General features: G+C 66.6%; 20 protein-coding genes and 1 pseudogene. 13 read left to right on the top strand and 8 right to left on the bottom strand.

Going from position 1 to position 21,170, the window contains the following annotated elements; translation table 11 throughout:
- Positions 1-3: 3 nt before the first annotated feature.
- Positions 4-1,182: an efflux RND transporter periplasmic adaptor subunit gene (locus QFZ54_RS11015; RefSeq protein WP_307087040.1), complete on the bottom strand. Its 1,179-nt coding sequence runs from the start codon at positions 1,180-1,182 to the stop codon at positions 4-6.
- 207 nt (positions 1,183-1,389) lie between these two features.
- Between QFZ54_RS11015 and QFZ54_RS11020 the strand changes: the two genes are divergently transcribed.
- Positions 1,390-2,130, top strand: coding sequence for an SIMPL domain-containing protein (locus tag QFZ54_RS11020; RefSeq protein ID WP_307087041.1), 741 nt, complete (start codon positions 1,390-1,392; stop codon positions 2,128-2,130).
- Positions 2,131-2,343: 213 nt separating this feature from the next.
- On the opposite strand, the gene QFZ54_RS11025 is transcribed toward QFZ54_RS11020, so the two are convergent.
- The 3 genes from QFZ54_RS11025 to QFZ54_RS11035 form a co-directional block, all read right to left on the bottom strand.
- On the bottom strand, positions 2,344-2,601 hold the full coding sequence (locus tag QFZ54_RS11025; RefSeq protein ID WP_307087042.1) for a GlsB/YeaQ/YmgE family stress response membrane protein: 258 nt from the start codon (positions 2,599-2,601) through the stop codon (positions 2,344-2,346).
- Positions 2,602-2,694: 93 nt separating this feature from the next.
- Positions 2,695-2,994 (bottom strand): CtrA inhibitor SciP, encoded by a 300-nt coding sequence (sciP, locus tag QFZ54_RS11030; RefSeq protein WP_307087043.1) that lies wholly within the window; start codon positions 2,992-2,994, stop codon positions 2,695-2,697.
- A gap of 103 nt (positions 2,995-3,097) precedes the next feature.
- Positions 3,098-3,325: a hypothetical protein gene (locus QFZ54_RS11035; protein WP_307087044.1), complete on the bottom strand. Its 228-nt coding sequence runs from the start codon at positions 3,323-3,325 to the stop codon at positions 3,098-3,100.
- Positions 3,326-3,520: 195 nt separating this feature from the next.
- Here QFZ54_RS11035 and mnmA point away from each other — a divergent pair, with 195 nt between their 5' ends.
- On the top strand, positions 3,521-4,642 hold the full coding sequence (gene mnmA / locus QFZ54_RS11040) for a tRNA 2-thiouridine(34) synthase MnmA (protein ID WP_307087045.1): 1,122 nt from the start codon (positions 3,521-3,523) through the stop codon (positions 4,640-4,642).
- 36 nt (positions 4,643-4,678) lie between these two features.
- The gene (locus QFZ54_RS11045; protein WP_307087046.1) at positions 4,679-4,927 is read left to right on the top strand and encodes a UvrB/UvrC motif-containing protein; all 249 of its coding nucleotides are present in this window, start codon (positions 4,679-4,681) and stop codon (positions 4,925-4,927) included.
- A gap of 154 nt (positions 4,928-5,081) precedes the next feature.
- Here the strand turns inward: QFZ54_RS11045 and QFZ54_RS11050 are convergent, their stop codons facing one another.
- The 3 genes and pseudogenes from QFZ54_RS11050 to pdxH all read right to left on the bottom strand — a co-directional run bounded on the left by QFZ54_RS11050 (position 5,082) and on the right by pdxH (position 7,393).
- The gene (locus QFZ54_RS11050; protein ID WP_307087047.1) at positions 5,082-5,873 is read right to left on the bottom strand and encodes a PhzF family phenazine biosynthesis protein; all 792 of its coding nucleotides are present in this window, start codon (positions 5,871-5,873) and stop codon (positions 5,082-5,084) included.
- Positions 5,870-6,818, bottom strand: a pseudogene (locus tag QFZ54_RS11055) (cation diffusion facilitator family transporter). Before QFZ54_RS11055 ends, QFZ54_RS11050 begins: the two are co-directional and overlap by 4 nt.
- Complete coding sequence (pdxH, locus tag QFZ54_RS11060) at positions 6,815-7,393, bottom strand: pyridoxamine 5'-phosphate oxidase (RefSeq protein WP_307087048.1); 579 nt, start codon at positions 7,391-7,393, stop codon at positions 6,815-6,817. Before pdxH ends, QFZ54_RS11055 begins: the two are co-directional and overlap by 4 nt.
- Positions 7,394-7,503: 110 nt before the next feature.
- On the opposite strand from pdxH, the gene ku reads away from it, so the two are divergent.
- From ku to QFZ54_RS11110, 10 genes are all read left to right on the top strand, one after another.
- A complete protein-coding gene (gene ku / locus QFZ54_RS11065) occupies positions 7,504-8,370 on the top strand; it encodes a non-homologous end joining protein Ku (protein WP_307087049.1) in 867 nt (288 codons plus the stop codon).
- Between the two features lie 112 nt (positions 8,371-8,482).
- A complete protein-coding gene (gene ligD, locus QFZ54_RS11070) occupies positions 8,483-11,008 on the top strand; it encodes a DNA ligase D (RefSeq protein WP_307087050.1) in 2,526 nt (841 codons plus the stop codon).
- Between the two features lie 366 nt (positions 11,009-11,374).
- Positions 11,375-13,825, top strand: a complete 2,451-nt coding sequence (locus QFZ54_RS11075) for a circularly permuted type 2 ATP-grasp protein (RefSeq protein ID WP_307089393.1) — start codon at positions 11,375-11,377, stop codon at positions 13,823-13,825.
- A gap of 163 nt (positions 13,826-13,988) precedes the next feature.
- Positions 13,989-14,882 carry a transglutaminase family protein gene (locus QFZ54_RS11080; protein ID WP_307087051.1) on the top strand — a complete coding sequence of 298 codons (894 nt, stop codon included), beginning with the start codon at positions 13,989-13,991 and terminating at the stop codon, positions 14,880-14,882.
- 89 nt (positions 14,883-14,971) lie between these two features.
- Entirely contained in the window at positions 14,972-15,904 is a 933-nt protein-coding gene (locus QFZ54_RS11085; protein ID WP_307087052.1) for a DnaJ C-terminal domain-containing protein, read from the top strand.
- Positions 15,905-15,985: 81 nt separating this feature from the next.
- Positions 15,986-16,861, top strand: a complete 876-nt coding sequence (locus QFZ54_RS11090; RefSeq protein WP_307089396.1) for a YihY/virulence factor BrkB family protein — start codon at positions 15,986-15,988, stop codon at positions 16,859-16,861.
- 11 nt (positions 16,862-16,872) lie between these two features.
- Positions 16,873-17,676: an enoyl-ACP reductase FabI gene (fabI, locus tag QFZ54_RS11095; RefSeq protein WP_107964572.1), complete on the top strand. Its 804-nt coding sequence runs from the start codon at positions 16,873-16,875 to the stop codon at positions 17,674-17,676.
- A gap of 112 nt (positions 17,677-17,788) precedes the next feature.
- Positions 17,789-18,151 carry an endonuclease domain-containing protein gene (locus QFZ54_RS11100; protein WP_307087054.1) on the top strand — a complete coding sequence of 121 codons (363 nt, stop codon included), beginning with the start codon at positions 17,789-17,791 and terminating at the stop codon, positions 18,149-18,151.
- Entirely contained in the window at positions 18,148-19,215 is a 1,068-nt protein-coding gene (aroC, locus tag QFZ54_RS11105; RefSeq protein ID WP_307087056.1) for a chorismate synthase, read from the top strand. The genes QFZ54_RS11100 and aroC overlap by 4 nt, the downstream gene beginning before the upstream one ends.
- A gap of 56 nt (positions 19,216-19,271) precedes the next feature.
- A complete protein-coding gene (locus QFZ54_RS11110; RefSeq protein WP_307087058.1) occupies positions 19,272-19,790 on the top strand; it encodes a hypothetical protein in 519 nt (172 codons plus the stop codon).
- A 67-nt stretch (positions 19,791-19,857) separates the two neighbouring features.
- Here the strand turns inward: QFZ54_RS11110 and QFZ54_RS11115 are convergent, their stop codons facing one another.
- The gene (locus QFZ54_RS11115) at positions 19,858-21,147 is read right to left on the bottom strand and encodes an adenylosuccinate synthase (RefSeq protein WP_307087059.1); all 1,290 of its coding nucleotides are present in this window, start codon (positions 21,145-21,147) and stop codon (positions 19,858-19,860) included.
- Positions 21,148-21,170 lie beyond the last annotated feature (23 nt).

The raw sequence follows: 21,170 nt of genomic DNA on the forward strand, positions 1-21,170 counted from the left end.
GGCTCAGCTCGCCTTCTTGGTGATCGGCTTTACCGTCTGTCCGGGGGCGAGGAAGCCACCCGCGGACTGTACGACCCGCTCCGAACCGTCGAGGCCGCCGATGATCGTCACGCCGGCATCGGAGACCTGGCCGATCTTCACGTTGCGCCGGACGATCTTGTCGCCCGGTCCGACGATATAGACGTAATTGCCCTTCTCGTCGCTCTGCAGCGCGGCATCGGGAAGCAGCGGCGCCTGCGTCACGCCGCCGACGATAGTCGCCGCGGCGAACCCGCCGGGGCGCAGGGCGGGATCGTATTTTACCGCGATGCGCGCGATGCCTTGGCGGGTCTGCGGATCGATCACGGGCGAGACCTGCCATACTTCGCCGGGATAGCCCTGCGTGGTGCCGACCGGCACGACGGTCGCGCGCGCCCCGACATGCAGCCCGGTCAGGTCCGCTTCGCTCAACTGTGCGCGCATCTCCATCTGGCCGCCCATCGCCATGCGGAACAGCACGCCCGCCGATGGCCCGACGATCTGGCCGGCCTCGACGCCGCGGGTCAGCACGAGGCCCGCGGCAGGGGCGCGGATATCGAGCCGCCCGTTGCGCGCACGCGCCTCGCCGAGCGTCGCCTGCGCCACCTTCACGCGCGCGGCCGCGGCATCGCGGGTCGCCGCCTTGCGCTGGAGATCGGCCTTCGAGATGAAGCCGCGATCGACGAGCTGCTTCGCACGGTCGAGTTCGGCCTGCGCGATCGTCTCGTCAGAGCGCGCGACGCTGACCGAAGCGGCAAGCGACGCCGCCGTCTCGTTCTGGACCGAGCGGTCGACCGTCGCGAGCACCTGGCCCGCCGAAACCCAGGTGCCGGGTTCGACCAGCACGCGCGTGATCATCCCGCCCTCGCCCGCGACGCCGACCGGCATCTCGCGTCGCGCCGCCAGCGTGCCCGTCGCCGAGATCGTCCGGTCGACCGCCTGCCGGCCCGGCACGACCACCGACACGGTCGGCAATTGCGCGCCGGGCGTCGCGGCCGCGACGTCCTTCTTGCCGGACTTGAAGGCATAGACCGCCACCGCGATCGCCAGCACGACGAAAATAAGGATGATGATATTGCGGCGGCGATGCGAGGGCGCGCTATAGTCCGGCAACGCCAGCTGGTCTTCGCTCTCGCTACCGATCATCTTCGTCTCGTAATCCATGCGCGTCACAATCCCAATTCCGACCGGTCTTGTCTCGACCCGCTTCGCCATTCGCACGCTGTGTTATATGAATAGGTCACCGCGCTCAAGCCCTTTGGCCATTGCGGCGCGCAGACATGCTTCGATTCCGATCTATCCGCAATGCCGTTCAGCTTGCGTTGACCTGTGCAGGACGAAAGGCAGGCCGTGACCTACCGGAGACAAACAATGAAGACAGCATCGTTCTTGAGCGCCCTCGCCACCGTGGCGATCGGCTTGCCCGCCGTCGCTGCCAACGCCCAGACCGCGCCGACGACCGTCGAGCCGATGGTGCCCGCCGCCGGGACCGTACTGGACGTGACCGCGGAGGGGCGCACGACGCGCGTTCCGGATCTCGCCACGATTCGCGCTGGTGTCGTGTCGCAGTCGCCGACCGCCGCGGCCGCGCTCTCCGACAATGCACAGCGGATGGCGAAGGTTCTCGCGGCGCTCAAGCGTGCAGGCGTCGCACCGCGCGACGTCGCCACTTCGAACGTCCAGCTTGCCCCGCAATATCGCTATGCCGAGAACCAGCCGCCGGTAATAACCGGCTATCAGGCCACCAACACCGTCTCGATCCGCTTCCGCGACGTCGCAAAGTCGGGGACGATCCTGGATGCCCTGGTGGCGCAGGGTGCGAACCAGATCGACGGGCCGAACCTGTCGATCGACAAACCCGACGCGGCGCTCGACGAGGCACGGACCGATGCGATCGCACAGGCGAAGCGTCGCGCGGATCTCTACGCCAAGGCGGCGGGGCTGCGCGTGTCACGGATCGTCTCGATCACCGAATCGGGCCAGGATACGGGCGGTTCGCCACAGCCGATGTTCATGATGGCGCGCGGGGCAATGGCGAAGGACAGCACCCAGATCGCACCGGGTGAGAAAGACGTGACGGTGACGCTGTCGGTACGTTTCCTGCTGAACTGACCTCCGACTGCTCCCCTCCCTGGAAGGGAGGGGCTGGGGGTGGGTAGGCTCGCTTGTGCCGCGACCGTTCCGACAAATGAAACCGACCCACCCCCGACCCCTCCCTCCCAGGGAGGGGAGACCCCCGATGTTCGCTCAAACCCTACACACAAAAAAAGGACCGCCCGGTTGCCCGGACGGCCCTTCTTCGACTTCGCGTGACGAAGCGAACTCTTAGCGAACGCTACCGCGACGCACGAGGTTCACGATCGCGAGCAGGATGATCGCACCCAGCAGCGACACGATGAACGAGGTCAGCGTGAGCGGCTGGTTGTTGATCGAACCACCCGACAGGATCAGGCCACCGATGAACGCGCCGACGATGCCGACGACAATGTTCAGGAAGATGCCCTGCTGCGCGTCGGTGCGCATGATCATGCTAGCGATCCAGCCGATGACGCCGCCGATGATCAGCCAAAGAATGAGACCCATGATATTTTCCCTCCGTTGAACCCGTATCCGGGCGATGGCGGAAAGACGTGCGAGCGGCGTTTTTTGTTCCGCTCGCGTTTTGAGTTTTGCCGATCAATACTTTTGTTGGCGCTCGTACAACGACTTGTAGTGCTGAATCCGCGTAACCCGCAGTCCGGGCATGCCCGACCGATCGATCGCACGCTGCCAGCTTGCGAATTCCTCGACCGTCAGGCCATAGCGCGCGCAGACATCGTCGACGCTCAGCAGTCCGCCATTCACCGCGGCGACCACTTCGGCCTTGCGCCGCACGACCCAGCGCGTGGTGCTCGGCGGCGGCAGGCTGTCCAGCGTCAGTTGTTCGCCCAAGGGCCCGATGACCTTGCCGGGATGCGTTTTCTGGCTCTCGATCATTTGAAACCTCTGATCGGGGCGGGTGGCCCCCTCTCGATATGCGCGTTCGACCCATAATCGCAGGTTCTGAAGATCGGCTGAAACGCTGCGGTAAACAGCATCTTCATTCCTCCTTCCAACGGGCCAACGTCGCGGCCATCGTCCCATTGAACGCACCATGGAGCGGCGCGAACAGCTTCGGATCGATCGTGCTGCGCGCGAATCCCGCCTGCACCGCCGCTGTCGGGCTCGCGGCCTGTCGGGCAGCGATACCGACGATCAGGACGGCCAGGTCCCCCGGCAGAACGGTGACCTCTGCGTCGCGATCGAAACGGGGAAAACTCAGGTCCAACGGGATACTCGCTTCGTTCTCGGAAACCCCTGTCTAGGCCAAGGGGATGAAGACCGGGTAAAGCAACCGGCGCGAAGCGGTCGATTTGTCATGTTCCGGCCTGCCTCGGTCGCATTTTTCACTCGCTTCGGCCTGATCGAGGTTAATCGACGCATCTTTTTGCAACGTGGTGCCTCCGCGCTTATGTAGCGCCCCATGGATCAGACCGATTTTCAGCTCGGGGCCAATGCCGGTACAGGCATGGCCGGAAAGCGCATCGTCGTGGCGATGTCGGGCGGAGTCGACAGCTCGGTCGTCGCCGCGCTCGCGCATGCCACCGGCGCCGAGACGATCGGCGTGACGTTGCAGCTCTACGATCACGGCGAGGCGGTCGGCCGCGCAGGCTCGTGCTGCGCCGGTCGCGACATCCGCGATGCGCGCGCGGTATGCGACCGACTCGGGATCGCGCATTACGTGTTCGATCACGAGACCAGCTTTCGCGAGCAGGTCGTCGACAAGTTCGCCGACGAATATCTCGCCGGCCGCACGCCGATCCCCTGCGTCCAGTGCAACATGGGGCCGAAGTTCACCGACCTGCTGAAGCTCGCGCGCGATCTCGGCGCGGATTGCCTCGCGACCGGACATTATGTCCGTCGGGTCGAGGGTGCGAACGGTGCCGAACTCCACCGTGGCGCCGATCCCGCACGCGACCAGAGCTATTTCCTGTTCGCGACCACGCAGGCGCAACTCGATTACCTGCGCTTTCCCTTGGGTGGCCTGCCCAAGGCTCGCGTGCGCGAGATCGCCGCAGAATTGGGGCTCGGCGTCGCGGCCAAGCCGGACAGCCAGGACATCTGCTTCGTCCCCGATGGCGATTATGCAGGGCTCGTCAAGAAACTGCGCCCCGAAGCGGCGGAGACGGCAGGCGACATCGTCGATCTCGGCGGCGCGAAGCTCGGCGAGCATCGCGGGCTGATCCACTTCACCGTCGGCCAGCGCCGCGGACTGGAGATCGGGGGCAGCCCCGAGCCGCTCTACGTCGTCCGCGTCGAGCCCGAGACGAAGCGAGTCGTCGTGGGTCCCCGCCGCGCGCTCGCAGTAGAGGCGGCACGGATGACCGATATCAACTGGCTCGGCGGCGACTTCGCCGGGCCGCTGACCGCCAAGGTTCGGTCGATGGCCAAGCCCGTCCCTGCCCGTCTGGTCGGCGACCGCGTAGTGTTCGACGCGCCGGAATACGGCGTGGCGCCGGGTCAGGCGGCGGTGCTGTATGCCGGCGAGCGCGTGCTTGGCGGTGGCTGGATCGCGGACACCGAGGCGGCACTCGTAGCCGCCTGACGCGCGCCCTTTGCGGGTCTGGTGCGTTGGGGCGGCATGGATATCGAAGACCTACGCCGCCAGATGGAAGCCGCCGCCGCCGCGATGGACTTCGAGACCGCGGGTCGGCTGCGCGATCAGATCAGCGTGTTGCGAGGTGGTGGCGAGGTCGTGGACACGGCCGGACTAACGCGGCAACAGCCCGGCGCGATGGGCCTCGGGACGAGCCAGCAACGCATGACCCCGCCGCCGGGCTGGGTGAAACCCAAGAAGCCCGACCCGATGACCAAAGGGCGGAAGCGGTAGCTGTATTAGCCCCCCTCCCTGAAAGGGAGGGGTTGGGGTGGGTTGGTTTGGGGCGGGTGTCACGCTCGCCAAGTGGCCGACCCACCCCCGGCCCCTCCCTTCCAGGGATGGGGGAAGATATTAGCCGGGATCAGTTTCACTCAGAACCTGATCGTCAAGGCAGCAGGAACGTGCCCTCGATCGTCGTCACGCACGCGCCGCCCAACACGACTCGATCCCCCTCGAGACGACACGTCAGCTTCCCGCCCCGCGCGCTCGCCTGATACGCCGTGAAACTGTTCCCCAGGGTCGGCGCCCAATACGGCACCATCACAGCATGCGCCGACCCCGTCACCGGATCCTCGGCGATCGCATAATAGGGCGTGAACACCCGGCTCACGATGTCCGTAGCCGCCCCGCGCGCCGCGACGATCGCGACGATCGGGAATTTCGCCAATGCGACGAAGTCGGGCTTCAGGTCCCGGACAATCGCCTCATCGTCGACGACCACGAGCGCATAGCCCTTCTCGTGCCACAATGTCTCGACCGGCTCGGCGATGTTCAACGCCGTGACGATCTCCGGCATCGCCTTCGGGCTCGGACCCCACGCCGGCAGTTCCAGCGTGTACCCGCTGTCCGCCCGCGCGACCTCGAGCATCCCCGCCTGCCGCGTCCGGAACCGCACCCGGTTGAGCGCGGTGTCCGACGACAGCACGAAATGCCCGCTCGCCAGCGTCGCATGGCCGCACAGCGCAACCTCCGCCCCCGGCGTGAACCAGCGCAGGTCGAAATCCACGCCTTCCTCATCGGACGCGACGATGAACGCCGTCTCGCTCAGGTTGTTCTCCTGCGCGATGTTCAGCAGCACCGCGTCGTCGAGCCACGCCGACAGCGGCATCACCGCCGCCTGGTTGCCGCCGAACGGCGTGTCGGCGAACGCATCGATCTGCGCGAACGGTATTCTCATATGCGTTTCCCAAACCAATGCGGCGTCACGTCCGCCTCGACCAGGCGGATTGTCGGTGTCGACATGCCCTTCTGGATCGAGATGGATCAGCACCTCGACCTTGGGGAACGCGGTGCGCAAGTTTCGCTCGACCGCCTCGACGATGTCGTGCGCGTTGGCCACCGTCAGGTCGCGCGCGACCTCCATGTGGAACTGCGCGAAATCGTGGCTGCCCGAACGGCGCGTGCGGAAATCATGGATGCCGCGGATGCCGGGCTGGCGCGCCGCGACGTCGAGGAACTGCGACCGCAAATCCTCCGGCCATTCCTTGTCCATCAACTGGTCGATCGCGTTCGACGATGCCTGGAATGCACCCCATGCAAGCCACAGCGCGATGACGATGCCGAAGATCGGATCCGCCCCGCTCCACCCGACATATTGATCGAGCACCAGCGCGACGATCACCGAGCCGTTGAGCAGCACGTCGGACTGGTAATGGACGTTGTCGGCGAGGATCGCGACCGATCCTGTCTGGCGGATGATCTTGCGCTGATAGGCGAGCAGGAACACTGTCGCGACGATCGCGATGATCGACACGCCGATGCCGAACTCCGCGCCGGTGGTCGGCTGCGGATCGCTGAACGCCAGGATCGCGCGCCAGGCGATGCCGACCGCCGACGCGGTGATGAGCATGACCTGGAACAGCGCGGCGAGTGCCTCCGCCTTGCCGTGCCCGAAGCGGTGGTCGTGATCCGCCGGCGTCGCCGCCAGCCGCACGCCGTACAGCGTCACCAGCGACGCGAGCAGGTCGAGCGCGGTATCCGCAAGCGACCCGAGCATCGCCACCGACCCCGTCGACCATGCCGCAAAGCCCTTCAGCAACAGCAGGAAACACGCCATCGCAACGCTGGCGAGCGCCGCGCGCGTCGCCAACGGGATGAACTTGCGGCGTTCGTCCTGCGTCATGGGAACAGCAGCCCCTCGCTCCAGTCGCCGTCCCGGCGTGTGAACAGCCGACGCTCATGCAGACGATGCGCGCGATCCTGCCAGAACTCGATTTGGGTCGGTACGATCCGGTAGCCACCCCAATGCGGCGGCCGCGGCACGTCCTGCCCCTCGAACTTCGCGGTCATCTCTGCGACGCGACGCTCGAACGTCTCGCGACTGTCTAGCGGGCGCGACTGCTCCGACGCCCAGGCACCGATCCGCGAATCACGACCGCGCGAGGCGAAATAGGCGTCCGACTCGGCGTCCGTCGCGTGCGTCACCGGCCCCTCGATCCGGACCTGGCGACGCAGCGACTTCCAGTGGAACAGCAGCGCACCGTGCGGGTTGGCGCCGAGATCGCCCGCCTTCCGGCTTTCGCGGTTGGTATAGATCACGAAACCGTCCGGCCCATGGCCCTTCAGCAACACCATCCGAACCGAAGGCCGCCCCTCGGCATTGGCCGTCGCGAGCGCGACCGCGTTCGGGTCGTTCGGCTCGGACTCCTTGGCTTCGGCGTACCAGCTATCGAACAGCGTGAAGGGATCGTCTGACATGCCGCGCGCCATAGCCGGATTTGGCCCGGAACGAAACTTTGGAACGACTCTACCTCGCCGAGGATTGATCCAGGTAATCGAATCGTTTCCGCAACGAAGGAACACGCAAGGTGGCAGCGCGCGCGTATTGGCAGGGACAGATCCGACTGGCCTTGGTCTCGATCCCGGTCGAAATCTATTCCGCGACCAAGTCCGGCGCTGCGGTGTCGTTCAAGCAGATCCACGAGCCCTCCGGCCAGCCGATCCATTACGACAAGGTCGTCACCGGCGTGGGCCCGGTCGACGCCGACGAGATCATGAAGGGCTATGAGGTCTCGAAGGGCGAATACGTGCTGCTGGAGCAGGACGAGATCGACGCAGTGAAGCTCGAATCGAAGAAAACGCTGGAGCTGACCCAGTTCGTCGACGCGAGCGAGATCGACGTGCTCTATTACGAGAAGCCATACTTCGTGGTGCCCGCGGACGACCTCGCGGAGGAAGCGTTCATCGTCCTGCGCGAGGCGTTGAAACGCACGAAGAAAGTGGGCCTCGGCCAGCTCGCGATGCGCGGCCGGGAATATGTCGTGAGCCTTAAGCCGTGCGGGCGCGGCATGGTGCTGGAGACGCTCCGCTACGCCGACGAGGTGCACAAGGCGCAAGGCTATTTCCGCGAAATCCCCGACGACAAGCCGTCCGAGGAACTGCTCGAACTCGCCGAGGCCCTGATCGAGAAGCGCAGCGCCGACTTCCACCCGCAGGAATTCCACGATCGCTACGTCGACGCGCTGAAGGACCTGATCGAACGCAAGCGCAAGGCGAACGGGAAGAAGATCATCGAGGACAAGGACACGGGTGGTAAGAGTGGCTCGAACGTCGTCGACCTGATGGCGGCGTTGAAGAAGTCGATGGCAGCGAAGGAGCCGGCCAAGGCTGCGGAGGAGAAAACGCCGGCGAAGAAGGCGCCTGCGAAACGCGCGCCGGCGAAGAAGCGTGCTTGAACTCCCCTCCCTGGAAGGGAGGGGTTGGGGGTGGGTCGCCCACCGAACCAGCGTCTCGCCCGCCAACCGGCCGACCCACCCCCGGCCCCTCTCTTCCAGGGAGGGGTGAAAGATGGTCGACGATCCCCTAGCCCTCTATAATTCCAAGCGGAACTTCACCAAGACCGCCGAACCCGCCGGCACGCTGGCCCCCGGCCACGGCAACAGCTTCATGGTCCAGAAGCACGACGCCACCCGCCTCCACTGGGATTTCCGCCTCGAAATCGACGGCGTCCTCAAAAGCTGGGCGGTCACCCGCGGCCCCAGCCTCGACCCCAACGAAAAACGCCTCGCCGTCCGCACCGAGGATCACCCGCTCAGCTACGCCACCTTCGAAGGCACGATCCCTCCGTCAGAATATGGCGGCGGCACGGTGATGCTGTGGGACCGCGGCACATGGTCGCCGATCAAGGGCAAGTCGGCGAAGGATCTCGACAAGGGCCACCTCCACTTCGTCCTCGATGGCGAGCGGATGAAGGGCGAATGGCTGCTGATCCGCCTTAAGCCCCGCGCGAAGGAGAAGCGCGAAAACTGGCTCCTGCGCAAGATCGATGATGCCGCGGCGGGCGGTACGGACACATTGGTCGAGGAAGCCCTCACCAGCGTCTCGACCGGCCGCACGATGGTAGAGATCGAAGAGGGCAAATTCTCCCCGGCACGGGGAGGGGGACCAGCGAAGCTGGTGGAGGGGGCGGGCCGCAAGAGTACCGCTACTGGCAAGCGTAACGTTCGGGGCAGCCCCCCCTCCACCCCCGCGAAAGCACGCGGCGGTCCCCCTCCCCGTGCCGGGGAGGATTTCAGGGACCTCCAACTCTGCACCCTCGTCGACGCCGTCCCCACCGGCTCCGCCTGGCTCCACGAGGTAAAATACGACGGCTACCGCGCGCTTATCTCCATCGCCAACGGCAAGGCAAAGGTCTTCACCCGCACCGGCCTCGACTGGACCACCAAGTTCGCCGCGATTGCCGAAGCCGCCGCCAAGCTCCCGGTGAAGTCCGCGCTGATCGACGGTGAGATCGTAGCGTTCAAGGACGGCCACCCCGATTTCTCGACACTGAAGGACGCGATCTCCGCCGGCGGCGACATGACGCTGTTCGCGTTCGACCTGCTCGCACTCGACGGCGAAGACCTGACCTCCCTGTCGAACCTCGACCGAAAGGCGCGCCTCCAACCGCTGATCCCCGACGACGAGGACCGCCTCCGCTACTCCGACCACGTCATCGGCGCGGGCGAGCAACTGTTCGAGACGATGTGCCGCGAGGGCCTGGAGGGCATCGTCTCGAAACGCGCCGACGCGCCCTATGCCGGCAAGCGCACCAAGGCGTGGCTCAAGGTCAAATGCACGCACCGCCAGGAATTCGTGATCGTCGGCTGGCTGCCGTCCGACAAGAAGCGCGGGTTCAAGTCGCTGCTGCTCGGCGTCCGCGAGGGCAAAGGCTTCAGGTATGCGGGGAAAGTCGGCACCGGGTTCGACCAGGCGCTCATGGACGAAATCCGCGACAAGCTTGACGCGCTCGACCGCAAAACGCCGACGGTCGATGCGCCGAAAGCGGCGGTGCGCGGCGCGAAGTGGGTGACGCCGAAACTGGTCGCCGAGGTCGCGTTTGCCGAAGTCACCCCCGACGGCGTGCTTCGGCATTCGAGTTTCATCGGCCTGCGCGAGGACAAGGCGGCGAAGGACGTCGTCGCCGAAACCCCCGCCCCGCTGCCGGACGTAGCCGAGAGTGCCGCACCGGAAACCAGCATAAAGGTCAGCAGCCGCGACCGCGTGATCTTCGACAAGTCGGACGTCACCAAGGGCGATCTCGCCGATTATTACGTCGCGGTGTCCGGCATCATGCTGCCGTTCGCCGCCAACCGCCCGATCAGCCTCGTCCGCTGCCCCCAGGGCCGCTCGCGCGCGTGCTTCTTCCAGAAACACGACGCCGGCAGCTTCGGCGACGCGGTCCACCAGGTGCCGATCCGCGAAAAGGACGGCTCGACCGAGGACTATCTGTATGTCGACGACGCGGACGGACTGGTCGCGTGCGTGCAGATGGGAACGATCGAGTTCCACGGATGGGGCTCGTCGAACGCGACCTTGGAGAAGCCCGACCGCCTGGTGTTCGATCTCGATCCCGACGAGGGGCTCGACTTCGGCGACACCAAGAAGGCCGCCGAGCATCTGAAGAATCAGTTGGCCGAACTGGGGCTGGTCAGTTTTCCGATGCTGTCGGGAGGCAAGGGCGTGCATGTCGTCGTGCCGCTCACGCCTGACGCCGAATGGCCGGCGGTCAAGGACTTCGCGGACCGGTTCGCGCGGGCGATGGCGGGGGCGGAGCCCGAGCGCTTCGTCGCGACGATGGCGAAGGCCAAGCGCAAGGGGCGGATCTTTATCGACTGGCTCCGCAACCAGCGCGGCGCGACCGCGGTGATGCCGTATTCGGCGAGGGCGCGAGCGGGGGCGCCGGTGGCGGCACCGGTGTCGTGGACCGAGTTGCGCGACATCGAGACTGCCGCGCGCTGGGGTGTGAAAGATGGCCCCGAGTTGATCGCGCGGGCTGGTTCGCGGGCGCTGGCGGGATGGGGTGTGGCGGATCAGGTGCTGCCGGATTTGTGAGCCTCGCCTCCCCCCAAGCCGCCACCCCGGCGAAGGCCGGGGCCCAGTTGGGGAACATTGCTAACGAAGGGCAGCGCTCCGTTATGACCACCTTTCCAACTGGGCCCCGGCCTCCGCCGGGGTGGCGTCGTGGTGGAGCGGCGGTCCAACACCCTTACTGTTCCCCCGCGAACGCGGGGGTCCAGGGTAACGACACGCAGCCTTCATAATTTGTGCCCCCCGCGTTCGCGAGGGAACAGAAGTAACACGGCGCACACACGACAATTTATGTTGCACCGCCGCGTCGAAAGGTGAAACACCGCGGCCTGTATTCGGGGGCTTGAGGCATTGGACACGGCGACGCAAACCGCGCCCCTTTTCGACGCGATGATCCATGCCGAGCGCTGGATCGCCGATTATTGCGCGCGCAGCACGAGCGCCGACGTGCTCTGCCCGGCCGAGGACGGCAGTGCCGATCCCGCCTGGGCCGCAATGTTCGCCGAGCTTGCGACGGTCGCGTCCGACGACCTCGGCCACGCGCGCGAACGCGTTCAGCGGCATGCGGTCGACATCGGCACCGGCTTCCGCATCGCCGACGAACCCGACGAGCGCCCCTGGCCCGTCTCTCCCGTGCCCTTGCTGATCGAAGCCGGCGAGTGGGCGGACATCGAGCGCGGCGTGATCCAGCGTGCGACGCTGATGGAGACGGTGATCGCCGACCTGTACGGCGAGGGAACGCTGGTCGCCGACGGCCACATCCCCGCCGCGCTGGTCACCGGCAGTCCGTTCTTCCTGCGGCCGATGGTCGGGCTCGCCCCGCCCGGCGGCCGCCATCTCGATTTCATCGCGATCGACTTGGGTCGCGGCCCTACCGGCGAGTGGCGCGTGCTCGCCGATCATCTGCGCGCACCCGCCGGCGCCGGCTACGCGCTGGAGAACCGGATCGCGGTCAGCCGTACCCTTGGCGGGTTGCAGGATCGATTGAACGTCCAGCGGCACGCGCCGTTCTTCGCCGCCTTCCGAGCCGGAATCGCGGCGCTGTGCAAGCGCAGCGACCCGAGGATCGGCTTGCTGACGCCCGGCCGGTTCAACCCAAGCTATCCCGAGCAGGCGCATCTCGCGCGCTATCTCGGGCTGTTGCTGGTCGAGGGCGCCGATCTCGCCGCACTGGAGGACAAGGTGTATGTCCGCACGATCGGTGGGCTCAAGCGGATCGACGCGCTGTGGCGGCGGCTCGATCCGCGGCTGCTCGATCCGTTGGCGTTCGATACGCATTCGCAGATCGGCGTACCTGGGCTGATCGACGCCTATGCCGCCGGCAACGTCGTACTGTCGAACGCGCCGGGCTCGGCGGTGCTGGAGGCGCCTGCGTTTTCCGCGTTCCTGCCGCAGCTGGCGCGGTCAATGCTCGGCGAGGAGTTGCGCCTCCCCAACATCGCGACGTGGTGGTGCGGGCAGGACGGCGCACGGGCGCAGGTCGAGGCGAATTTCGATCGCCTGCTGATTGGCCCGGCGTTCCATGCGCGTCCGCTCGGCATGACCGGCGGCCCGACCACCGGCGCCGATATCACCGGCGAAGACCGGACGCGCCTGCTCGCCGACATGGCGAACAGGCCGCAGGATTATGTCGGGCAGGAGCTGGTCCAGCTCTCGACGATGCCGGTGGTCGTAGGCGATGCGCTGGTCCCCCGCCCCTTCACCCTGCGCGTGTTCGCGGCGCGTAACGGCGAGGGCGAATGGACCGTCCTCCCCGGCGGGTTCGCGCGGATCGGCGAGCACCCCGACGCGCGCGCGGCGGTGATGGGCGAAGGCATCTGGTCCGCCGACGTGTGCATCTACGGCGCCGAGCCTGTCGCGCCGGTGTCGCTGCTGACCGCGCCAGACTCGCTCCACGTCCGTCGCAATCCGGGGACGTTGCCGAGCCGGGTAGCCGACAATTTCTATTGGCTCGGGCGTTATCTGGAGCGGGGCGAGGCTCTGCTCGGCGCGATCCGCGTAATGCTCGGCAACTCGATCGACGTCGATGGCGGTGCGGTGCTGTCCCCCACCACCGTCGGCAAGCTGGTCGGGCTGATCGTCGGCACCGGCAGCGCACCGCATCCGCCGTCGCTGCGCCGCGCCGACCTGACCGCGTTCGCGCGGACCGCGATGGAGGACGGGGCGTGGCAGTCGATCCTGACGCTCAACCGCCACGCGCGCGAAATCGGCGAAGGCTCGCGCGATCGGTTGTCGGCGGACATGGTGCGATTGCTCGAAGCGCCCTTCCCGACCCACCGCGGGATGCTGGAGCGCGCCGGGTCACTGCAACGGCGCTATGCCGCGATCGCGGGATTGTCGGCGGAGCATATGGGGCGGACCGCGGCGTGGCGGTTCCACGATCTCGGGCGGCGCGTGGAGCGGGCGATGGCGATGGCGCGCGCGATCCGGTTGTTCGGGATGCCGGGGGCGTCGCCCGACGACCTGTCGGTGCTGCTCGACCTGGCCGACAGCCAGATCAGTTATCGGCAGCGTTATCCGACGGGGATCGCACGCGTGCCGGTGATGGATCTCGTGGCGCTCGATCCGGGCAACCCGCGTTCGTTGGCGTTTTCGGCAGAGCGGATCGCGGCGCGGTTGGCGGAGCTGCCGGTGCTAAGCGACGACGAGATGGCGGAGCCGCAGCAGGCGCAGGCCACCGGGTTGCAGGCGATCGTGATGACCGCGACCGCCGCGGAGCTGGATGCGGAGACGCTGGGGGATATCGAGCGGCGGCTCGGGGCGGTGTCGGATGCGCTGGCGCGGCGGTATTTTCTGCAGGGTGCGGAGCCGCTGCGAACCAGCGGGCTGACTTTAGCGTGAGGAGCGTCGCGATGAGGGCGACCGAACTCCCTCTCCCCTCCGGGGAGAGGGTCGGGGTGAGGGGCAGCCAAGCAGTGCTGCGCCTGGAACAGCCCCTCACCCCAGCCCTCTCCCCGGAGGGGAGAGGGAGCCAGAAGACTAAGTGCACTACCAGGTTGCGTTCATGATCTACGATATCCGCCACGTAACGACGTTCGACTACGGCGCGAGCGTCAAGTTCGCGCGCTGCAACCTGCGGCTGAAACCGATCGACTGGCCGGGACAACACCTCGATTCCTATGCGCTGTCGGTCCACCCCGCCGGCCGCACCAGCGCCGCGCGGGCCGAGGCGGGACTTGCCAACGTCACGCGGCTGGTGGTCGACAGCCCGGTTCGTCACCTGACGATCGAAAGCCGTTCACGGATGACGGTCGACCGCCTCGTACCCGTGCCCGACACAAGCGACCCGACGCTCGGCGAAGTCGCGGCGATGGCGCGCGCGAGCACCGATCTCTCTGCCGCGAGCCCGGCGAACTATATCTACCCATCCCCGCTGATCCCGCTCGACCAGGCGATCGCGGACTATTGCGCGGTCGATCTCGATCCGTCACGCGGCGCGCTGGAGGCCGGGATCGCGCTCGCCCGGCGGATCCAGGAGGAGTTCGTGTTCGATGCCGACGCGACTCTAGTCGATACGCCCCCGCACGAGGCGTTCCTGCAACGCAAGGGCGTGTGCCAGGACTTCGCGCAGATCATGATCACCGGGCTGCGCGCGGCGGGGCTCCCCGCGGCGTACGCGTCGGGCTATATCCGGACGATCCCGCCCGAAGGTCAGCCGCGGCTGGTCGGGGCGGATGCGACGCATGCCTGGGTGCTGCTGTGGTGCGGGCCGGTCCGCGGCTGGGTCGGCGTCGATCCGACCAACGGGATCTGGATGGCGAGCGACCACATCGTCATGGCCGTCGGCCGGGACTATGCCGAGATCGCGCCGGTCGACGGCGTGGTGCTCGGGTCGGGGGCGCAGAACATGGATGTCAGCGTGGACGTGGCGCCGCTGGACGAGGCCGTCGCGATCTGAGCGCCCCAGCCCAAGTCATACGCACACGCGCAATTGCGTTGCGCGGGCGCTCGCCCCACATAGACGCGCAAGTAAGAATGGGGACGTAAGTGGCCGATCCGTACAAGACTCTGGGTGTAGCGCGCGACGCAACCGAAGCCGACATCAAGAAGGCGTACCGAAAGCTCGCAAAGGAGCTTCACCCCGATCGCAACAAGGACAATCCGAAAGCGTCGGAGAGGTTCAGCACGGTCACCAACGCGTACGACCTGCTGAACGACAAGGACAAGCGTGCGCGGTTCGATCGCGGCGAGATCGACGGTGACGGCAATCCGGCCGCACCGTTCGGCTTCGGCGGTGGCGGCGGACGTCCCCAGCCCGGCGGCTTCCGCAACGAAGGCTTTGAGACCGGCGCCGGCAGCCCGGACATGAGCGACATCTTCGAAGGGCTGTTCGGCGGCGCGCAGCGTGGCGGCGGCGGCGGGTTCTCCGGCGGGTTCGGTCGCCGGCCACAGCCCAAGGGCGAGAATGCCGCGTATCGCCTGCAGGTCCCGTTCGTCGAAGCCGCGACGCTGGAGCCGCAGCGCGTGACGCTCGCGGACGGCAAGACGCTCGACCTGAAGCTCCCCGCCGGCGTCGAGACCGGCACGCAGATGAAGCTCGCCGGCAAGGGCGAGCAGGGTCCGGGCGGCGCGGGCGACGCGATCCTGACGATCGAGGTCCAGCCACACAAATTCTTCACGCGCGACGGCGACGACGTCCGCCTGGAGCTGCCGATCACGCTGGCCGAGGCCGTCCTGGGCGGTTCGATCAAGGCGCCGACGGTCGACAAGCCGGTGATGTTGACGATCCCCAAGGGCACGACGTCGGGCAAGACGCTGCGCCTCAAGGGCAAGGGTTTCCACAAGAAGGGCGGCACGCGGGGGGACCAGTTGGTCACGCTGATGATCGACATTCCCGCCAGCGATGCGGCGCTGACCGCGTTCGTCGAAAGCTGGGACGGTCGCGACGCCGGGAACCCGCGAGGGGCCATGGGCGTCTGAGCCCACGTGAACGAAAGCACCCTTACGCCCGAAGCACGGAGCCACCACCATGGCACCGCCCGCAACCGACTCGATCGCGGCATGGCGAAGGTCAGACCGGGCAGTTATGCGTTCGAAGTGACCAAGCGCGCGGCGGTCGGCGTCTTCAACGACGGCTTCATCCACGCGGGCAATCTGGCGTATCTCGCGCTGATGACGGTGTTCCCGTTCTTCATCGTCGCCGCCGCGATCCTGTCGGTCTTCGGGCAGAGCGTCGAGACGGTGCGCGCCGTCGAGTCCTTCCTCAACGTCCTGCCGCCCAATGTCGGCGACCTTCTCCGCAAGCCGATCGCCGACGTGCTCGCTGCGCGGACCGGGTCGCTGCTGTGGCTGGGGGCGCTGGTCGGGCTGTGGACCGTCGGCAGCTTCGTCGAGACGATCCGCGACATCTTCCACCGCGCCTACGGGATCAAGGCGACCGCACCGTTCTGGAAGTCGCGGCTGGGATCGTCGTTCGTGATCGTCTGTTCGGTGATCATCGCACTGCTCTCGTTCCTGGTGCAGGGCATCCTGACCGCCGCCGAGCAGTTCATCTACCGTCTCCTCCCCTTCGCGCAGAACGCCGCGAGCTGGGTCGGGTTGTCGCGCCTGATCCCGGGCCTGCTGATGTTCGGGGCGCTGTACCTGTTGTTCTATTCGGTGACGCCGTCGCGTTATCGCTACTCGAAATGCCGCAAATGGCCGGGTGCGTTGTTCACGACCGCCTGGTGGGTCAGCGCCACCGCGCTGCTGCCGATCGTGCTCTCCAGCCTTGGCGGCTACGACCTGACCTATGGCAGTCTCGCCGGCGTTGTCATCATGCTGTTGTTTTTCTACGTCATCGGGCTCGGGCTGGTATTCGGCGCGCATCTGAACGCGGCACTGGCGGAACCACCCGAAACAACGCTAGAGCAACCCGCTACGGATATGCAGGTATAGGCGGGGATGGCGTGAACGGTTTGATGGCGGGCAAGCGTGGGCTGATCATGGGCTTGGCGAACGATAAGTCGCTGGCCTGGGGGATCGCCAAGAAGCTGTCCGAAGCGGGCGCCGAACTCGCGTTCAGCTACCAGGGCGAGACGATGGAAAAGCGCGTCCGCCCGCTCGCCGAGCAGCTTGGCGTCGCGCGGCTGTTCGATTGCGACGTGTCGGACATGGGCGCGCTCGACGCGACCTTCGACAAGCTGGCGGAAGAATGGCCGACGATCGACTTCGTCGTCCACGCGATCGGCTTTTCGGACAAGAACGAGCTGCGCGGGCGGTTCGTCGATACCAGCCTCGACAACTTCCTGATGACGATGAACATCTCGGTATATTCGTTCGTCGCGGTGGCGCAGCGCGCGGCCAAGATGATGACCGAGGGCGGCGCGATGCTGACGCTCAGCTATTACGGCGCCGAAAAGGTCATCCCGCATTACAACGTGATGGGCGTGGCGAAGGCTGCGCTCGAGACCAGCGTGCAGTACTTGGCGGTCGACCTGGGCCGCGACAACATCCGCGTGAATGCAATCTCGGCAGGTCCGATCAAGACGCTGGCCGCCAGCGGCATCGGCGATTTTCGCCTGATCCTGAAGTGGAACGAGTTGAACTCGCCGCTGAAGCGTAACGTGACGATCGACGACGTCGGCGGCGCGGGGCTGTACCTGCTGAGCGACCTCGCTTCTGGGGTCACGGGCGAGACGCACCACGTCGACGCCGGCTACAACGTGATCGGCATGAAAGCCGAAGACGCCCCCGATATCGCACTGGCCTAACCCCTCTCCCCCTCCGGGGAGAGGGAGGGGCCCATGCAAAGCATGGGAGGGTGAGGGAATGAAACGGCCACCCGGCAACGCCCCGCGCGATCGTCAACGCGGTGCGCGCAAGATGTCATCCGAACCCGAATACCGGCTATGGCAAGTCCTGCGCAACCGTCAGGTCTGCGGCCTGAAGTTTCGACGACAAGTATGGCTTGGCCCCTACATCGTTGATTTCCTCTGTGCCGAAGTCCGGTTGGTCATCGAGGTCGATGGCGACACGCACGCCTCACCCGAAGCACAGGACTATGACAAACGCCGAACCGCGCTAATAGAGACCGAAGGCTACCGGGTATGCCGCTTCGGGAACGATGACGTGATGACCAATATCGATGGCGTGGCTGCGACGATTGTTGCGGTCGCCAACGAACCCTCACCCTCCCACCGCGTTGCGGCGGGCCCCTCCCTCTCCCCCAAGGGGAGAGGGTTTTGAGCTTCAACACGTTCGGGCGGCTGTTCCGCTTCACCACTTGGGGCGAGTCCCACGGTCCCGCTCTCGGTGCGGTCGTCGACGGGTGCCCGCCGGGCATCCCGCTGACCGAAGCCGACATCCAGCCCTGGCTCGACAAGCGTCGCCCCGGCACGTCCCGCTTCACCACGCAGCGACGCGAGCCCGATACCGTCCGCATTCTCTCGGGCGTGTTCGAAGGCCGCACCACCGGCACGCCGATCAGCCTGATGATCGAGAATGTCGACCAGCGCTCGAAGGACTATTCCGACGTCGCCAAGGCGTATCGCCCCGGCCATGCCGACTATGCCTATGATGCGAAATACGGCTTCCGCGATTTCCGCGGCGGTGGACGCTCTTCCGCGCGCGAGACTGCGGCACGCGTAGCAGCCGGCGCGGTCGCACGCCTCGTCGTCCCGCAGGTCCGTGTCCGCGCGTGGGTCGAGGCGATCGGCGGCGACTCGATCGATCCGGCGAACTTCGACGATGCGCAGATCGATCAGAACCCGTTCTTCTGCCCCGATGCCGACGCCGCGGTCCGCTGGGAGGCCCTGATCGACGCCGCGCGGAAGTCCGGCTCGTCGCTCGGCGCGGTGATCGCATGTGAGGCGACCGGTGTCCCCGCCGGCTGGGGCGCGCCGCTCTACGCCAAGCTCGATTCCGAACTCGCCTCCGCGTGCATGAGCATAAACGCGGTCAAGGGGATCGAGATCGGCGACGGGTTCGCCGCCGCCGCTCTGTCGGGCGAAGCGAACGCCGATCCGATGCGCCCAGGCGTCGATGGTCCCGAATTCCTCGCCAACCATGCTGGCGGAATCGCCGGCGGGATCGCGACCGGCCAGCCGATCCGGCTGCGCGTCGCGTTCAAGCCGACCAGTTCGATCCTCACCCCGGTCGAGACGATCAGCCCAACCGGCGAGGCCGCTACGATCGCCACAAAGGGGCGTCACGACCCGTGTGTCGGCATCCGCGGAGTCCCCGTCGTAGAGGCGATGGTCGCCCTCGTTCTCGCCGACCAGGCGTTGTTGCATAGGGGTCAGTGCGGCTGACGACGGAACATATGAAGGACTGAAGCGCTTTGTCTTCAATAACATAGGAGAGCGAAATGCGTATTCTTACTTCGATCGCAGCAGCAGCCCTTATCATTCCGGGCATGGCAATGGCACAGACGACCGGCGGTACCGGTGGCTCGATGGGCGGCACTACGGGTGGCACCATGAGCGGCGGTTCGACCATGGGCGGCACGACCGGCGGCATGTCGACCGGCACGATGGACCAGGCGAATCCTTCGACGACCACACAGTCGACCACGACGACGCGCACGCAGCGTGGCACCAAGGCACGTGACCGTACGCGTGGCACGACTTCGGGTACGACGTCGGGCACCATGAGTGGCACGACAGGCGATACCGGTACGACGGGCAGCACGATGTCGGGCACGACCGGCAGCACGATGGGTGCCGACACGATGGGCGGCACCACGGGTACCACGACCGGGACGATGGGTGGCACTACGGGCGGAACGATGGGCGGCACCACCGGTGGTACCATGGGTGGGACGACCGCCGGCGGGACCATGGGTTCGACCACGGGCGGAGCGACCGGCACCACCCCGCCGCGCTGATCCTACCCCTTTCGACTGATAAAAGCCGGGCGAGCGATCGCCCGGCTTTTTTGTGTCGGCGTGGGTCTCAGTCAGAGAAGGGATCGCGGACGAGGATCGTATCGGCACGCTGCGGGCTGGTCGAGACCAACGTAACCGGACAGCGGATCAGCTCTTCGATGCGGCGAATATACTTGATCGCCTGCGCGGGCAGGTCGGCCCAGCTGCGCGCACCGGCGGTCGTCTCCTGCCAGCCTTCCATCGTCTCGTAGATCGGCTCGACCAGCGCCTGGTCAGCCGCGTGCGCGGGAAAATAATCGAGCGTCTCGCCGCGCAGCTTGTAGCCGGTACAGATCGAAACGGTCTCGAACCCGTCGAGCACGTCGATCTTGGTCAACGCGATCCCGGTGATGCCACCGACCGCCGCCGCCTGACGCACCAAAACCGCGTCGAACCAACCACAGCGGCGCTTCCGTCCCGTGACGGTGCCGAACTCATGGCCGCGAACGCCAAGCCGCTCGCCGGTCTCGTTCTCCAGCTCGGTCGGGAACGGCCCCGAACCGACGCGCGTCGTATAAGCCTTGGCGATACCAAGCACGAAGCCGACCGCGGATGGCCCGAGGCCCGACCCGCCGGCCGCTGCGCCTGCGATGGTGTTCGACGAGGTGACGAACGGATAGGTGCCGTGATCGACGTCGAGCAGCACGCCCTGCGCGCCCTCGAACAGGATCCGCTTGCCGGCCGAGCGCGCGGCATTGAGGTCGCGCCAGACGGGCTTGGCGAACGGGAGGACGAAACCAGCGATCTCGCGGAGTTCGGCGATCAGGCGCTCGCGATCGATCGGCGGTTCGCCGAACCCAGCGCGGAGTGCGTCGTGATGCGCGGTGAGGCGATCGAGCTGCGGGCCGAGATCGTCGAGATGCGCGAGATCGCAGACGCGGATCGCACGGCGACCGACCTTGTCCTCATACGCAGGCCCGATGCCGCGACGCGTGGTGCCGATCTTGCCGGCGCCGCTGGCGTCCTCGCGCAGACCATCGAGATCGCGGTGGAACGGCAGGATCAACGCGCAGGTATCGGCGATCCGCAGCGTTTCCGGCGTCGCGGTGACGCCTTGCGCGCCAAGCCGGGCGATCTCGTCCTTCAGCGCCCAGGGATCGAGCACCACGCCGTTGCCGATGAACGACGGCGTGCCGCGCACGATGCCGGACGGCAGCAGCGACAATTTATAGACGTTTTCGCCGACGACCAAAGTGTGGCCGGCGTTATGCCCGCCCTGGAACCGCACGACCATGTCGGCACGCTCGGCGAGCCAGTCGACGATCTTGCCCTTGCCTTCGTCGCCCCATTGCGCGCCGATGACTGCTACGTTGGCCAAACTCTATCTCCTGAGGATTACGC

The sequence above is a fragment of the Sphingomonas faeni genome (genome assembly GCF_030817315.1).
Taxonomy (GTDB): Bacteria; Pseudomonadota; Alphaproteobacteria; order Sphingomonadales; family Sphingomonadaceae; genus Sphingomonas; species Sphingomonas faeni_C.

Bases quoted from the DNA above. Each gene is read 5' to 3' on its own strand.
- QFZ54_RS11015 (WP_307087040.1), bottom strand. From the start codon at position 1,182: ATGGATTACGAGACGAAGATGATCGGTAGCGAGAGCGAAGACCAGCTG.
- QFZ54_RS11020 (WP_307087041.1), top strand. From the start codon at position 1,390: ATGAAGACAGCATCGTTCTTGAGCGCCCTCGCCACCGTGGCGATCGGC.
- QFZ54_RS11025 (WP_307087042.1), bottom strand. From the start codon at position 2,601: ATGGGTCTCATTCTTTGGCTGATCATCGGCGGCGTCATCGGCTGGATC.
- sciP (WP_307087043.1), bottom strand. From the start codon at position 2,994: ATGATCGAGAGCCAGAAAACGCATCCCGGCAAGGTCATCGGGCCCTTG.
- mnmA (WP_307087045.1), top strand. From the start codon at position 3,521: ATGGATCAGACCGATTTTCAGCTCGGGGCCAATGCCGGTACAGGCATG.
- QFZ54_RS11045 (WP_307087046.1), top strand. From the start codon at position 4,679: ATGGATATCGAAGACCTACGCCGCCAGATGGAAGCCGCCGCCGCCGCG.
- QFZ54_RS11050 (WP_307087047.1), bottom strand. From the start codon at position 5,873: ATGAGAATACCGTTCGCGCAGATCGATGCGTTCGCCGACACGCCGTTC.
- pdxH (WP_307087048.1), bottom strand. From the start codon at position 7,393: ATGTCAGACGATCCCTTCACGCTGTTCGATAGCTGGTACGCCGAAGCC.
- ligD (WP_307087050.1), top strand. From the start codon at position 8,483: ATGGTCGACGATCCCCTAGCCCTCTATAATTCCAAGCGGAACTTCACC.
- QFZ54_RS11075 (WP_307089393.1), top strand. From the start codon at position 11,375: ATGATCCATGCCGAGCGCTGGATCGCCGATTATTGCGCGCGCAGCACG.
- QFZ54_RS11080 (WP_307087051.1), top strand. From the start codon at position 13,989: ATGATCTACGATATCCGCCACGTAACGACGTTCGACTACGGCGCGAGC.
- QFZ54_RS11090 (WP_307089396.1), top strand. From the start codon at position 15,986: ATGGCGAAGGTCAGACCGGGCAGTTATGCGTTCGAAGTGACCAAGCGC.
- QFZ54_RS11100 (WP_307087054.1), top strand. From the start codon at position 17,789: ATGTCATCCGAACCCGAATACCGGCTATGGCAAGTCCTGCGCAACCGT.
- QFZ54_RS11110 (WP_307087058.1), top strand. From the start codon at position 19,272: ATGCGTATTCTTACTTCGATCGCAGCAGCAGCCCTTATCATTCCGGGC.